Origin of the sequence: Hominiventricola filiformis, from assembly GCF_020686965.1 — a bacterium.
In the GTDB taxonomy this organism is placed as follows: domain Bacteria; phylum Bacillota; class Clostridia; order Lachnospirales; family Lachnospiraceae; genus Hominiventricola; species Hominiventricola filiformis.
Map to the genome: position 1 here is coordinate 64226 of NZ_JAJEPS010000005.1, position 13435 is coordinate 77660.

12 protein-coding genes and 2 pseudogenes are annotated in these 13435 nt (G+C 39.0%); 10 read left to right on the top strand and 4 right to left on the bottom strand.

Features of this window, described 5'->3' with window-relative positions:
* Window positions 1-4: 4 nt before the first annotated feature.
* A complete protein-coding gene (locus LKD36_RS06730) occupies window positions 5-1270 on the top strand; it encodes a DUF6070 family protein (protein ID WP_308459161.1) in 1266 nt (421 codons plus the stop codon).
* 56 nt (window positions 1271-1326) lie between these two features.
* Entirely contained in the window at window positions 1327-2838 is a 1512-nt protein-coding gene (locus tag LKD36_RS06735) for a WD40/YVTN/BNR-like repeat-containing protein (RefSeq protein WP_308459162.1), read from the top strand.
* A 43-nt stretch (window positions 2839-2881) separates the two neighbouring features.
* Here the strand turns inward: LKD36_RS06735 and LKD36_RS06740 are convergent, their stop codons facing one another.
* The 3 genes from LKD36_RS06740 to LKD36_RS06750 form a co-directional block, all read right to left on the bottom strand.
* Entirely contained in the window at window positions 2882-4678 is a 1797-nt protein-coding gene (locus LKD36_RS06740; protein ID WP_308459163.1) for a BlaR1 family beta-lactam sensor/signal transducer, read from the bottom strand.
* A 1-nt stretch (window position 4679) separates the two neighbouring features.
* Complete coding sequence (locus LKD36_RS06745; RefSeq protein ID WP_007885363.1) at window positions 4680-5066, bottom strand: BlaI/MecI/CopY family transcriptional regulator; 387 nt, start codon at window positions 5064-5066, stop codon at window positions 4680-4682.
* Between the two features lie 191 nt (window positions 5067-5257).
* On the bottom strand, window positions 5258-5437 hold the full coding sequence (locus LKD36_RS06750) for a helix-turn-helix domain-containing protein (protein ID WP_308459164.1): 180 nt from the start codon (window positions 5435-5437) through the stop codon (window positions 5258-5260).
* Between the two features lie 58 nt (window positions 5438-5495).
* On the opposite strand from LKD36_RS06750, the pseudogene LKD36_RS06755 reads away from it, so the two are divergent.
* Window positions 5496-5729: pseudogene (locus LKD36_RS06755) on the top strand (terminase TerL endonuclease subunit); the annotation flags it as partial.
* Window positions 5730-5777: 48 nt separating this feature from the next.
* Here LKD36_RS06755 and LKD36_RS06760 read toward each other — a convergent pair.
* Window positions 5778-6299: a type III toxin-antitoxin system ToxN/AbiQ family toxin gene (locus LKD36_RS06760; protein ID WP_308459165.1), complete on the bottom strand. Its 522-nt coding sequence runs from the start codon at window positions 6297-6299 to the stop codon at window positions 5778-5780.
* A gap of 211 nt (window positions 6300-6510) precedes the next feature.
* On the opposite strand from LKD36_RS06760, the gene LKD36_RS06765 reads away from it, so the two are divergent.
* The 7 genes and pseudogenes from LKD36_RS06765 to LKD36_RS06785 all read left to right on the top strand — a co-directional run bounded on the left by LKD36_RS06765 (window position 6511) and on the right by LKD36_RS06785 (window position 13119).
* Window positions 6511-8097, top strand: coding sequence for a phage portal protein (locus tag LKD36_RS06765; RefSeq protein ID WP_308459166.1), 1587 nt, complete (start codon window positions 6511-6513; stop codon window positions 8095-8097).
* Window positions 8098-8134: 37 nt separating this feature from the next.
* A pseudogene (locus LKD36_RS17470) lies at window positions 8135-8521 on the top strand (recombinase family protein); the annotation flags it as partial.
* 66 nt (window positions 8522-8587) lie between these two features.
* Entirely contained in the window at window positions 8588-9049 is a 462-nt protein-coding gene (locus tag LKD36_RS17475; RefSeq protein WP_331465192.1) for a recombinase family protein, read from the top strand.
* Window positions 9049-9402 carry a recombinase zinc beta ribbon domain-containing protein gene (locus tag LKD36_RS17545; RefSeq protein WP_334301339.1) on the top strand — a complete coding sequence of 118 codons (354 nt, stop codon included), beginning with the start codon at window positions 9049-9051 and terminating at the stop codon, window positions 9400-9402. The genes LKD36_RS17475 and LKD36_RS17545 overlap by 1 nt, the downstream gene beginning before the upstream one ends.
* A gap of 230 nt (window positions 9403-9632) precedes the next feature.
* Window positions 9633-10241, top strand: coding sequence for a hypothetical protein (locus LKD36_RS06775; RefSeq protein ID WP_308459167.1), 609 nt, complete (start codon window positions 9633-9635; stop codon window positions 10239-10241).
* Entirely contained in the window at window positions 10238-11095 is an 858-nt protein-coding gene (locus LKD36_RS06780) for a macro domain-containing protein (RefSeq protein WP_308459168.1), read from the top strand. Before LKD36_RS06775 ends, LKD36_RS06780 begins: the two co-directional genes overlap by 4 nt.
* A 158-nt stretch (window positions 11096-11253) precedes the next feature.
* Complete coding sequence (locus LKD36_RS06785) at window positions 11254-13119, top strand: hypothetical protein (RefSeq protein WP_308459169.1); 1866 nt, start codon at window positions 11254-11256, stop codon at window positions 13117-13119.
* Window positions 13120-13435 lie beyond the last annotated feature (316 nt).

Consider the following 13435-nt stretch of genomic DNA (forward strand, 5'->3'; position numbering starts at 1 on the left):
TATTATGGCATTAAAGAAAAAAAGCATTCTGCTGATTATGGCATTTCTGATTGGATGCGACCTGTGTGCCTGTGGAAAAGAAGATAGCGTTGTGGGTGAATCTCTTGTGGAAGATACGGAAGAAGTATCTTCCACGGAGGAAACAAAAAGTGCCGAGGAAGAGGCTGCAGAACAATGGGAAAAGGGCTACGACCTTCCAGTAGATGAACAGGAAAGGGAAGAAGCTGAGACTGACTGTAAAAAGCTGATGGAACATTATCTTGATATTTATGAAACTGCAGATAAAGGGATAGCATCCAATGTTGTTTTGGATGATCAAACGGTTCTTGAAATGCAGAAGAAGGTAAAGGATGCAGGATATCCAATTGCTACGATGGTAACGTATTCTAACATGGGGAATTATGAAAGTGTCGATAGTTTTCTTAAAGAATGTATGGAAGGGCAAAGCGGTTCTGTAGTAATTTATGAAATCTACAACGATGGTGGACTGGGCAGAATGAAATTCATTTTTGATGGAACGGATATGTATGTTGTAAGTACAAGAGGAATCTGGAATGCTGACAACGAGCCGGGAATTTCGTACATTTCATATACGAGACTCAAGGAATGGAAATACACGGAAAAAGGATGGTTCTGCTATGAGTTGTGTGTGCCGGAGCCACCGGAAGTCAGTGAAATTGTGGATGGAAGCTGCCTGATCAGAATAAAACCTATGACAGAGGAACAGTGTGAAATGTCTGAACGTTGTGTTCGGGGGCTTGGATATCAGGGACAGAACCTTTTGTGTTCCAACTGGAATGTAGAAAATATGAGTGAGTTGGATTATAACGGAATGTTTGAATATCTGTATGGAATGAAATATGGTGAAAAGTTCAATTCTGAAGATTATCCAAATGGCATTCCTAAAGAAGAGTTCGAAAGTCTGATTATGGAGTATCTTCCCATAACAGCGGAGCAGATACGAGAGTACGCAGTATTTGATGAGGAAAACCAGACCTATCTTTGGGCGAGACTTGGGTGCTTCAATTATGCGCCTACCTTCTTTGGAACTTCTCTGCCGGAGGTTGTCGACATCAAAGAAAATCAAGATGGAACAGTCACATTAACAGTTGAGGCGGTCTGTGACATGGTCATTTGCGATGATGCAGTCATAACCCATGAACTTACGGTAAGGTTTGCAGAGGATGGCAGTTTTCAGTATTTGGGGAATGAAATCCTAAATGACGGAATTATGCATATACCAGATTACCAATACCGTATTAAAGAATGATTTGATAATACTGGTGTTTTATGGTATTTTTACAGATATGAAGAAAGGAGACTTACATGAAATATATTTATAAAATCACGGGAAAAGTAAGTTTAATACTATATATATTTATGTTGTATCAATTCTGGCATCTATGTCAATATGGTGGCTTGAGAAGGCATATACCGATGTTGGCGTTAGGTATAATAGGATTGGTTGGCACAGTGGTTCTCTGGCTGATTTCGAAAAGGCATAATCAAGAAGTTAATTCAGGAGATAATGGAAATAAGAAACTTTTCTATACGGAAATGATACTCCTTATAGCAGCAACTTTATTCTTTGGTGGACGTATCGTTTATTCTGCAGTTCCGTATCACGGGGCACTGTCTTGGAAACTTGATGAGTGGATGCGTAAAAAAGAAGTAGAACTGGAGCATAATAATCTTTTTGAGGATGGTGTAGAAGGGATTCTGATGGATTTGGATGAAGCATTGCAACTGCCGGAAGAACTCTATATTGCAAATAAATATCAGGTGTCATTTGATGAAAACGGAACGATTCAAAGGATTTATGCATTCATATATGGAAAAAATGAGGCTGGAGAGAAAAAAACGTATCTTATTGATTATGACGCAGACAGCAGTAATGATATGACTGTTTGGATAGATGGTAATGTGAATGGAGAATATAGTGACGATATGCGTTTGTCTCCAATGATTGAAATTTTGAACAATTCAGACTGGACGAGTCAGGTAGATGCGTGGGCTGAAACATTTGAAGAGCAGCAGATTTATGAAATACTCTATATGGGGCGAAGATCTTTTAGTTCAGAGGAAGGCTTACAATATATTTCGGGAGATGCAGATGGTGATGGAACTGAAACAGGAACCGGCAATTTTACTCAGCTTAGAAGCGGTGGAGAAATCGTTGGGTTTGAAGTATCTTTGCATATTCCTGATTTAAATAGTGTCACACCTGTTCGATATATTATGGAGCCTGAGTACGTCAGTCAACAAGAATTGAAGCAGGAGAATACGATGCAGCAGGTGGAGGATGCTAAAGATACAGAAAGTTGGACTGTGGATCAAAGTGATGGAACTATGTATTTCTTTTTAGATGAAAATAATGGATGGCGTTTGGTGATAACGGATGCAGCTGCCGGAAGCAGATTTTATGTAATGGAAAAGACAATGGATGGTGGTTCTACTTGGGAATGCATAAATGATGATCCGTTCAGTGGACAATTGGGAGTTGCAGAAGGTTTAATATTTTATGATGAGAACTTTGGGGTTGCAGGAATTACAGGCGCATCCCAGTCCTATTCCCGCTTATATGTCACTCGCGATGGCGGAAGGACCTTTGAAGAAATGAAACTTCCAATGGATCTTGTTTCAGAATTACCGCAAATCGCTATCGATTGCGGATTTACGGTGGAGGATTTTGATTACCTGAATATGCCTGAAAAAGAGGACGACACATTGACGATAACGGTTACCACAGATGCAGCGGAGAAAGATGGGATTGTATTTCAGTCAACTGATTATGGAGCGACATGGGAATACAAAGGGCTTGTTCAGATAGCGAATTAAGAAAAATCGGGTAAAAGTCAGAGATTGACCTTTACCCGATTCTTTATTTCCAGATATTCATGTCAGACAAGATAGACATGGTTATTTCAGTTGCGTTGCCTCCGGTAGCATCGCTGTCTGCACCAATGTTGGTAGCAAAAAAGTATGTATTATCTGCAGTTTCGATATAACCGATAAACCATCCGTTCACATCCTGTCCATCCACACGGCCGGTTCCGGTCTTTCCGTAGAATGTTCCGGCATCGGAAGAGGAAAGGCAGATGGCATCTTTTACAGCATTGATATTTTCAGGGGCGAAGCCAAAGCTGTTATTCTGCAGCCTGGTTAGAAGTTCGACCTGCTCTATTGGAGAAATCTTCAAGGAAGATTCCATCCAATAAGTGGAGAAATCACCACTTATATTTTCGTTTCCATACCCAATTTCCTCAATATAGTTGGAAATGTTAGCGGCTCCAAGCTGTTCGTCCACAGATTCAAAATACCAATTCACGGAGGAATTCATTGCAGACTGTAAGGTCTGATCCGCATTCCATGCTTCAAATGGATAGCTTTCTCCATTCCATGCAATAAAGGAGTTCTCTGGTGTAATGACACCTTCTTCCAAACCGAACAGGGCATCATATATTTTGTAAGTGGAGTTTGGTGCAACTCGCAGGGTGGCATGCTCCTTGTCGTGTATGCTCCATGTATCATTTTCCAAATCGTATAAAACAAAGCTGCCTTCGTATTCTCCGAAGTATGTGGAGAGGTCTACATAGGAAACATTCTCAGAAGAGGAATCCCATTGGTAGTGGCTTCCGTCTGCTGCGTATGTGGAAATAAAAGGTGCGAATCCAAGGAGAAGAACAGCAGTCAACATGAATGCAGTCATACCTTTTATTCTTTTCATAAATGTCGGCTTCTCATAAGAGGCAATGTTGATAATTCTTCGTTTCATCTGCTCCATGTTTCCACCAAGGCCGGCAGCAAACGGAAAAGGAGTAAGTGAAACCTTCTCTGCAAAGTTAATCAATGTATTGCCATAATCTTCGTAAGCATCCTCTTCAAGCATTTTCAAAACGGAAGTGTCACAGGCAACCTCTCTGTCATTACGCATTTCTTTCAGTGCGTACCAGACAAGAGGATTGAACCAATATATTACCCCGGCAAGGTTCATCAGATAACTGGCAACAGCATCTTTGTGCTTATAGTGCTGCAGTTCGTGCAACAGCATATATCGCATATCGGATTCGTTGTAATCAGAGATCAGATGAATCGGCAGATAAATACACGGTTTCAAAAGTCCCACAATAATCGGGGATTTCAAAAATGCAGTACTGTAAACAGGGATATTTCTGTGAATTTCCATTTCCTCCAAACATCGATGATATAGTCTGCGTACTTCCGGGTTCTGGAGGGGAAGTGCAGATTTCTCCAAAGTGCGTAGGCGGAGCGAGGATTTGATTACCAATATGATCATTGCAAAAATGCCTACAATCCATATCCCCAATAATATGTATCCGGCAATGGATGGTGTCTCACTATTTACAGAAAGTGCGAAATCATTCATCCAGTCTGTATTTCCGGTCGGATGAATTCCCACAGCTTCTCCCATAGCGGTTGCGGTACCAGAAGCAGGAGAGCTTCTTAAGCTGCCAAGCCACAAGAAGATTTGTGGAAATCCGATGAGACGGAACGGTATAAAGGGAACTGCCAGCAACCCAAGAAGCAGAAACCACAGATTATACTGCATCCGGCTGGACAGGTTGTTTTTGAATATCCGCTTGGCTATCAAAAGAATTCCGATGATACCGCTGATAAATACATTGCATATTAAAAAGCGTATCATAAAATTAGCCACGTTAATTTCCTCCTTTTTTTGACCTCTTGGAAAGAAGGGAACGGAGGGTGTCTATTTCTGTTTCAGACAGTCTGTCATTTTCAATATATGCAGACAGCATGGCAGTAATATCCCCGTCATAGTATCGTTCCAGAAAAGAGTTGCTTTTCTGACCGATGTATTCGCTTTCTTTCACGACTGGGGTATAAACAAACACTCGGCTCTGTTTTTCATAAGTCAGAACGCCTTTTGTTACGAGACGTTTGATTAAAGTCTGTATCGTCTTAGGACTCCAGCTTGTGGTCTGTAATAATTTATCTGTTATTTCATTGGTACTGATCGGCGCATGTTTCCATACGATTTTCATAACTTCAAATTCAGCTTCAGAAATCTGTGGTAAATCACTCATTTCAAATCCCTCCTTAAATCTTACAGATGTAATAAATACATTATAGACGCTATTTATGTGGTTGTCAATTTCAGAAAAAACATATTGACTTGAAATCTTACTTATGTAATAATTTGAATATTACAAGAGTAAGATTTAGAGATGGCAACAAAAAGTAAAGAATCAGAATCACAACGGATTAGCTGGTTCCTTTACTCGTTTGAATTACCTCCTTTATGTATGAGTGCTAAGAGGTATTCAATTGCTGAAAGAATCTCGGCTGCCTCTTGCTCATCACAACCTATTTGTTCAGCTAATGCTGCTTGAGATAGATGGTCTTCTTCTCTGGCAGCCCGAACTACCTTCGCAAGATTTTTTACATAGTCATGCATTACAATTCATCTCAGTGCTGGTTTACACTACATGGTAAATATTATGAATTACAATAGAGTGCAGCTGACACTTGAGGAGCGAATTGCCCACGGTGGACATAAGGTTCTACGTTGGATGATGGACAACGTGTATGTCAGACAAGACCCTGCCGGAAACATCAAAATGGATAAAGAAAAATCTACAGAGAAAATTGATGCTGCAGTAGCAACCGTTATGGCACTTGACCGTGCAATCCGTAATCAGGGTAGCGAGGGAAGTGTATATGATGGCAGGGGAGTTCTTGTTTTTTAAGAAAAAACCTCTCCGGCAGATGGAGAGGTTTGAAGATCATGGTTGTATTTATGTATCGGAATAAGAACTGCATTTTTCTTCCAACATTTTGAAATTACAGCATCTTGCAGCAAGGGAAGAATCCGGTTTGGCAATGCATTTCTGATATAATTTCATGGCTTTATTTTGCAGAGTGTCCTGAACATTGTCGATTAGAGCTTTTTCTTTCTGGAGCAGGTAGACATAGTCTGTTTTTTCTTTTTCATTACTGAAAGAACGGAAGCTTTCTACCTGATTATATTTTAACTGTGTAAGACAGTTATCAGGAACCGGGATCATATTATTGATATTTAATACCGCATAAAGATATCCGGTGGATTCATCCTGGAGTTTGTGGAAATCCAGACTGTTGGACATCTTCTGATGTTTTGGTTTTGCAGAGGAAATAGGGACATAGTAGCGGAAATCTCCGATAGTAAGAAGAATTCCCACATGGAGTTTCAAACGTTCCCCATATTCCACATATCCGACACGGAAATCAAACTGTGTCAGGTAATGGATGTATTTTTTATCGACAACGTACCAATCCATAAAGTCTCCTGAAAAGTAAAAAAGCGGGTGGATTACTCCACCCACTGCTGTTAACCGATTGTTTTAATTGGACAATCTAACCGCTTTTAAACGAGCATTTTAACTGGACGCTCTAACCGCTGCACAGATATTCTATCTGTGTTTTTATTATATGCAATTTACAGCAAAAAATCAATGTCTTTAATTGCTAAATTTTTATGAACTTTTTTCGATGCTTATAGATTCGATTTTATCACAGGCAGATACAAAAAGAAAGAGAGGGATAGCAGATGGGAATAAAAAGTTTGTTTGGTTTCGGTCAGGCGAGGTGCTTTCTCTGTATCCGCTTCTTCCAAACAAGATGAGTGTGGAGAGGGACAGTAATGGAGTGCTTTATTATGTGTATTCCCGTTATACAGATGAGAATCCCAACATGAAAAAGATGGGAGGTATCATCTTAAGGCAGGAGGATGTGCTTCATATTCCCGGACTTGGATTTGATGGTCTAATCGGATACTCACCTATTGCAATGGCAAGGAATGCTGTCGGTATGACGATGGCCTGTGAGGAATACGGTGTCAGTTTTTTTGCCAATGGTGCAAATCCCGGTGGTGTGTTGGAGCATCCGGGTGTGTTGAAAGACCCGGCAAAGGTAAGGGATTCTTCGGTCTTACAAAAGAAAAGGGTTTGTGCATATGCCAGAGTTTCTACAGACAGCAGAAGACAGGAAGACTCTCTGGAAAATCAGATGGAAACTTATGAAAGGTTGATTACCGGAAATCCGGAATATGAATTTATCGGGGTATATGCTGATCAGGGTATACCCGGTTATTGCGAGAACCGCCCACAGTTCCAGAGAATGATGGAAAAGGCAAGGGCAGGAGAGATTGACCTGATTATTACAAAATCCATATCAAGGTTTGCAAGAAATACCGTCACCGCTCTAAAGTTCGCAAGGGAACTGAAGGAACTGGGTGTCGGTATTTTTTTTGAAGAACAGAACATTAACACTCTATCAGGGGACGGTGAGATGATGCTTGCCGTCCTTGCTTCTTTTGCCCAGGAAGAGAGCAGGAGCATGAGTGAAAACAATAAATGGTCCATTCGTAAAAAATTTGAGAGAGGGGAAGTGATGATTACCACCTCCCGCTTCCTCGGTTATGACAAAAACGAGTATGGGGATTTGATTGTGAATCGAAAAGAAGCAGAAATTGTCAGTCTGGCTCTTGACCTATATCTGATGAATGTTGGCTCGTCAAGAATTGGCGAGCTACTTGATTATTTGGGGGTAAAAACGGTGACGGGAACCACATGGGAGAGCGGGACCATTAACGGGATGCTTTGCAATGAGAAGTACAAAGGAGATTTTCATCTGCAGAAGTATTACACCTCTGAAAACAAAAGAAACCATACAAAGAAAAACAATGGAGAAGAGCAGAGTTATTACATTTCGGAAAATCACGAACCTATCGTATCGCCGGAAGTATGGGAAAAGGTACAGGAGGTAAGGGAGCAGAGAAAACGTGACAGGAACATTGGGCAGGACAACACAATGAAGTTTCAGAACCGCTATCCCTTAAGTGGAATGTTGATTTGCCCTTATTGTGGAAAAACGCTCCGGCGCAGACAGGTTTATAAAAAGAAAATCCAGTGGCTCTGCAGTACCTACATCGAAAAGGGTGTCAAGGAATGTAAGGGAATAAGGATTGATGATACCGAATTGCAGGGATTGAACATTACGGAACAGACGGTAGTGAAGGAGGTGATTCAGAATGGCAAGAAGCATTACTGTTATACCAGCAAAGCAGATTTCGACTGAGGAATCAGGAACAGCGCAAGCAGTACAGAAACTGAGAATGGTAGCGTACTGCAGAGTGTCAACCGACCAAGAAGAACAGTTATTAAGCTATGAGAATCAGGTCAATTATTACACCAATTACATCAGCGAAAATCCTCATTATGAATATGCAGGGACTTATGCGGATGAGGGAATTTCGGGAACTAACACAAAGAAGAGGGATGAATTTAAACGTATGATTGCAGACTGCAGGGCAGGGAAAATGGATATGATTATCACGAAGTCCATTTCACGATTTGCAAGAAATACGCTGGACTGCCTGAATTATGTGTGAGAGTTGAAGGACCTGGGGATTGGAATTATTTTTGAAAAGGAGAGTATCAATACCCTTGATGCAAAAGGCGAAGTGCTGCTTACCATTCTTTCCTCGCTGGCGCAGGACGAGAGCCGTTCCATTTCGGAGAACTGCACATGGGGAATCCGCAGGAGGTTTGAAACCGGAAAGCATAAAATGAGTACCAAGCGTTTCCTTGGCTACGATACGGACGAGAATGGCAAGCTGGTAATAAACAGGCAGCAGGAGCCGATTGTGGTGCGGCTGTATCAGGAATTTCTGGATGGAAAAACAACGGACTACATTAAAAGGATTTTTGGAAAGGAAGGGATTAAAAACTGGGATGGAGGCACAAAGTGGCAGGCTACAACTCTAATGAGCATGTTGGAAAATGAAAAGTACAAAGGGGATGCCTTGCTGCAGAAAAGTTATACAGTGGATTTCCTTACCCAAAAACGGACGCAGAACAAAGGGGAAATCCAGATGTTTTATGTGGAGGATGACCACGATGCCATCATTTCAAAGCGGATATGGGAATGTGTTCAGCTTGAGATTAAACGTAGGAAAAAGTACTTGGAGGAACATGGAACAAATTCTTATTCCACCGGCCGGAAAGCAATCCATTTGCATCCAAGATAATTTGCGGAGACTGCAATAAGGTATTTGCACGGAAGGGCTGGCGGAGTAGCACGGGAGTTGACCGCAAGGTGTGGCAGTGCAGTGAACGGTACAAGGTCAAAGGAGTCATGGGATGCACCAACCGTCACGTAGAGGAAGAAACGCTGATAAAGGCTTATCTGATGGCTTGGAACGCACTGGTGGAGAACCGAGAGGATTTCATGGAGCAGTGGACAGCACAGCAAGCAGAGCGAGAACCTATTAGAAGGTTATCGGGCAGAGAAGTTCATAGAATACACCGATGGAGCAGAAACTCTGACAGAGATGGACACGGACTTCATGCTGAAAACACTGGACCACATCAAGGTTTTTGAGGATGGAACATTATTGGTGGTGTTCCTGGATGGAACGGAGTTTGAATGTAAAAATGAAGAAGAGTAAGAAAAGATGCCGATTGGGAGTTGCGATTCCTAATCGGCTTTTTTATTGTGGATTTATGTATTGGTTACTTGTAATATTGTATGATTAGTGATATAATCCAAATTAGCACTCAATGAAAGAGAGTGCTAACAAAAACAATTATGTACAGGGAGGATAGAACAATATGAGTAAGCAAGTATATATAAGTGCAGATTATGCAGAATACGATGGCGATCGTGACGTTGTTGAAGAGTTGAACAAATGGGGAAGTGATAATCTGCATAAGGTTGATTTTATCGATATGTCTAAAGTAGCATCAGGGAGCGTTTCAAAAGATACTGATTGTCGCATATGCGATTTGAAACAAGAATTTAACAGACAAATTAATGCTTCATCTGCAGTTATCTTTGTTGTTGGAGATAAGACTGCATTGCGTACAGCAGGGAGTGCTTGTAATCGTTCTGGCAATGATCAAAGTTCTTGTAATTGTACACCTTATAAACAAAATACAAATGGTACGAAACCATGTAAGGTATTTTTCACTTCTACTCCTGGTGAAAACGATGATGTTGGATGCATTAATTCATATTCATATTTGAAACATGAATTTAAACAGGCTGAGAAGAAAAATAAAGCAATTATTGTGGTTTATAATTCTCTTCGAAAAGAATCAGGTTGGCTTCCTTCTTATATGAAGAATTATGAAGATTGCGCAAGACCTTTCTGGACAACAAATTATCGAGGTGATAAAGTAGGAGATTATTCTTACATAAAAGAGGTGCTGGGATTTTGATTGATTTGTTAAAGAAAAGTGCGGCTTGTGCTTTTGCTATCATTTCGGCAGTTTTTACTTTCGTTCCGGAAGCTATATTTGGAAAGGTTATATTGATATCAGAAGATGTTCTTAAACAATTCACTTTAGAGGGCTATACTTCAGAAATCAATATTATCGTGAATCGTGTACTTACTTTTGTAATTGTATGGTTTATTGCAGCGTTTGGATATAAAGCGTATTTACTTTTGCGAAATAAAGTTAGTATAAAAGGGAATAATTATAAAATTACAGTGGAATATGGCGATTTGCTCAAAATGAAGAGATGTAAAAGAGTAATTAATTTTGATGAATGTTTTTCAACACATGTTGGCACTGCTCCTGCTGATATAAAACCGACTTCGATTTGTGGGCAATATTTAACTGCAAATCCGAATCTAAATATTCAATCACTGTTATCAAACTCACAGCTAAAGCCGCTTAAGACTAAATCGAAATATCAGAGCAAAGAACGGTATGAATCAGGGAGAATAGTACCGAATGGGGATGACCTGTTGCTGGCATTTGCTAAACTGGATAAAAATGGATTGGGTAGATTTTTTACACGTGATGAATATTTGGAGTGCTTATCGGTATTATGGGAAGAAATAGATAAGTATTATGGACAGCAAGATGTATGTATACCGATTTTAGGAGCTGGATTAACTCGCTTTGACGGAGGCTCAGGTGCATCTATTCCTCAGCAGGAATTGCTTGATATGATAATTTGGTCTTATAAATTAAGCTCCCATAAAATAAAATCACCTCGTAAGTTGCGTATTATATGTAGAAGAGATGAAGATTTTTCATTGGATAAAATCGATTCACAAGCATGATGCAAGTTGAAAAAATGCCGATTGGGAGTTGCAGTATATCCGAATCGGCTTTTTCTTGCTCTTTGGCAGATGGTAAAATAACAGGTGATATGGTAAAATAAATAGTATATTTGAGAAGCTTATTTAATACATAGAGATAGAAAAGAGGACGATTGGTAGTGATCGAACGAGAATTATATATAAAGGTCTTGGATTGTTTGCATGATGAACAGTGTTTGGCGAAAAAAGTGCAGATGATTCAAGAAAGGGATTTTCAAGTAATTGGTGATGTTATAATAAATATGCTTCTGGAAGAAATTGCAGAAGTTGATATTACTCAGATAAAACAAATTATTTGCATGTATTTACGCTATAGTCAGGAGCAATATTTAAGACTCACTTATGAAGAATTGTGTGTATTAGTTTGTGAGCATGTTATACGGTTTAAGACATATCCAGTAGACGAATATCAGAAAATTGAGAAAAACTATGATGGAATAAAAAATAAATATGATTCTATTATTGCGGAAATAGATAGTAAGATGCAGTGCATCGATGATCTGATAAAAATAGACAAGGAGCATCCTCAATGTTGTGGTAGCTTAATAAAAAAGCAAAATCAGTTACAAGCAAGGAATAATGGGAATAAAAGTATTCTAAAGGATTTGAAAAAAATAGAAAATGAATATAATGCTCTATTTGATTCAATTCAGGAGAACTATGTTTATCGAGAAATGCTTAAGTATGCAAAAGAAAAAATAGAAGCATATTTTGAAGGAACTATTATCTTAGATACTGAAGATCCATATTTTTCATTGAGAAAAATAGCAATCGAAGTGGCACAAGAAGATAATGGGGAATTGAAGAACTATAAAAGTAATTTTGAAAATTATGACACATGTTTGGAATCTTGGAAAAAAGCGGTGCAATCAATATATAAGCCTTTCTATATGATTAAGACGCGAAAGGTTATAGATGATATAGAAGAGTTTTATTTTCAGAATGGTAATGGTGCATATTGGAATAGATTAGAAGAATTGATTGAACTCTGTAAAGAAAAAAGAGCAAAGGTTTTAGATAATGATCAATGGATAGACCTGAGAATACATGATTTGAATAAGTATGTACGGGAATTAAAACAACATGTTTCAGAACATCAAGTGTTAGAGTATTTGAGGCAGAAAATAGATAGTTTGTACTGTTTGCAGGACCGGAAAAACGTCTTAAATACGATTATCGATTCATTTGAGAATCAAAATTATGTTGTTTTTATGAATTTGGTCGTCATCCAAATTGAAGGTTTATTTTATGATATGTTTGTGGATGCCAATATTCAGAATCGTTTGGACGGACAATTTGATTTGTTTGAAAAAGATGATCTGAAAAGCAAAATGGAAAAGAATGATACAAGTATGGGATTAGAAGAGGCAGCACTATACTTTAAGTTTTACTTTAACAGCATGATTCGTAATAAAGTGGCTCATGGAAGAAATTGTTTTAACGAAGAAGAGTACGAAAGAATTTCTTTTGAGTTGTTATTGGACCTTCAGTATGTAATACATTTGTTGGAAAAACACTCAGACACAAATGAAGCGGTTGAGTATATTAAAAATACTGTACGCTGGCTCGAATTTTCCTTTAGTGGTCAATGTACAGAGAAACAAATTTATGAAAAATTATTAAATTCATTAAATGGTAATGTCCTAAAACGCAGGAATAATTTTATTGGGTATGTCGATTCTCATCAGGAGTTGTATTGGATATTCAATCCTTATTATGAAGCAGCATACGAATATGCAGGGGTAATTGAGTTACGTGACAAATTGAGAGAGTACTTGACGAATGAGAATTTTTGGGATTATGTTCTGAAATATATTCAATCGTATGATGAGCAGGAAATTCCGCATATTAAGATTAAGCAGGAGTTTAAATCCAGAGTAAAAGCAATGCAGGAATATATCGCAAAGAATAAAAGACAAACATTATCATTGGTAAGTGAAGTGAGCAAAACGATGGAGGCTATGCAACTACATGATGTGGGTTAATATATTGTTTGAAAAGGGGTAAAATCTATCCCCCTAAGTGGGGTATAAACCTTTTCGCAAAAGGTGACGGTTTCGCTATTTAGTATAAGAAGTAACTTTCACCGCACGTTGAGACTGTGTGTCTTTTGAGCAACCGAAAACCAGATACCACGGTAAAACTCAGCGTAGATATGGATGATTACTACCGTATTAAAGATGGTAAAGATGCAGAATGATGATTTTACTATAGTGATTATGTTGAATTCCTGTTTTTTGACCGAATCAAGTAAGTAGCAAAGCGGATTGCGAATATCCGCTTGACTCGTTTGCGTTGATA

Coding starts and splice junctions, on each gene's coding strand:
- LKD36_RS06730 (WP_308459161.1), top strand. CDS start 5: ATGGCATTAAAGAAAAAAAGCATTCTGCTGATTATGGCATTTCTGATT.
- LKD36_RS06735 (WP_308459162.1), top strand. CDS start 1,327: ATGAAATATATTTATAAAATCACGGGAAAAGTAAGTTTAATACTATAT.
- LKD36_RS06745 (WP_007885363.1), bottom strand. CDS start 5,066: ATGAGTGATTTACCACAGATTTCTGAAGCTGAATTTGAAGTTATGAAA.
- LKD36_RS06750 (WP_308459164.1), bottom strand. CDS start 5,437: ATGCATGACTATGTAAAAAATCTTGCGAAGGTAGTTCGGGCTGCCAGA.
- LKD36_RS06760 (WP_308459165.1), bottom strand. CDS start 6,299: ATGGATTGGTACGTTGTCGATAAAAAATACATCCATTACCTGACACAG.
- LKD36_RS06765 (WP_308459166.1), top strand. CDS start 6,511: ATGCTTATAGATTCGATTTTATCACAGGCAGATACAAAAAGAAAGAGA.
- LKD36_RS17475 (WP_331465192.1), top strand. CDS start 8,588: ATGAGTACCAAGCGTTTCCTTGGCTACGATACGGACGAGAATGGCAAG.
- LKD36_RS06775 (WP_308459167.1), top strand. CDS start 9,633: ATGAGTAAGCAAGTATATATAAGTGCAGATTATGCAGAATACGATGGC.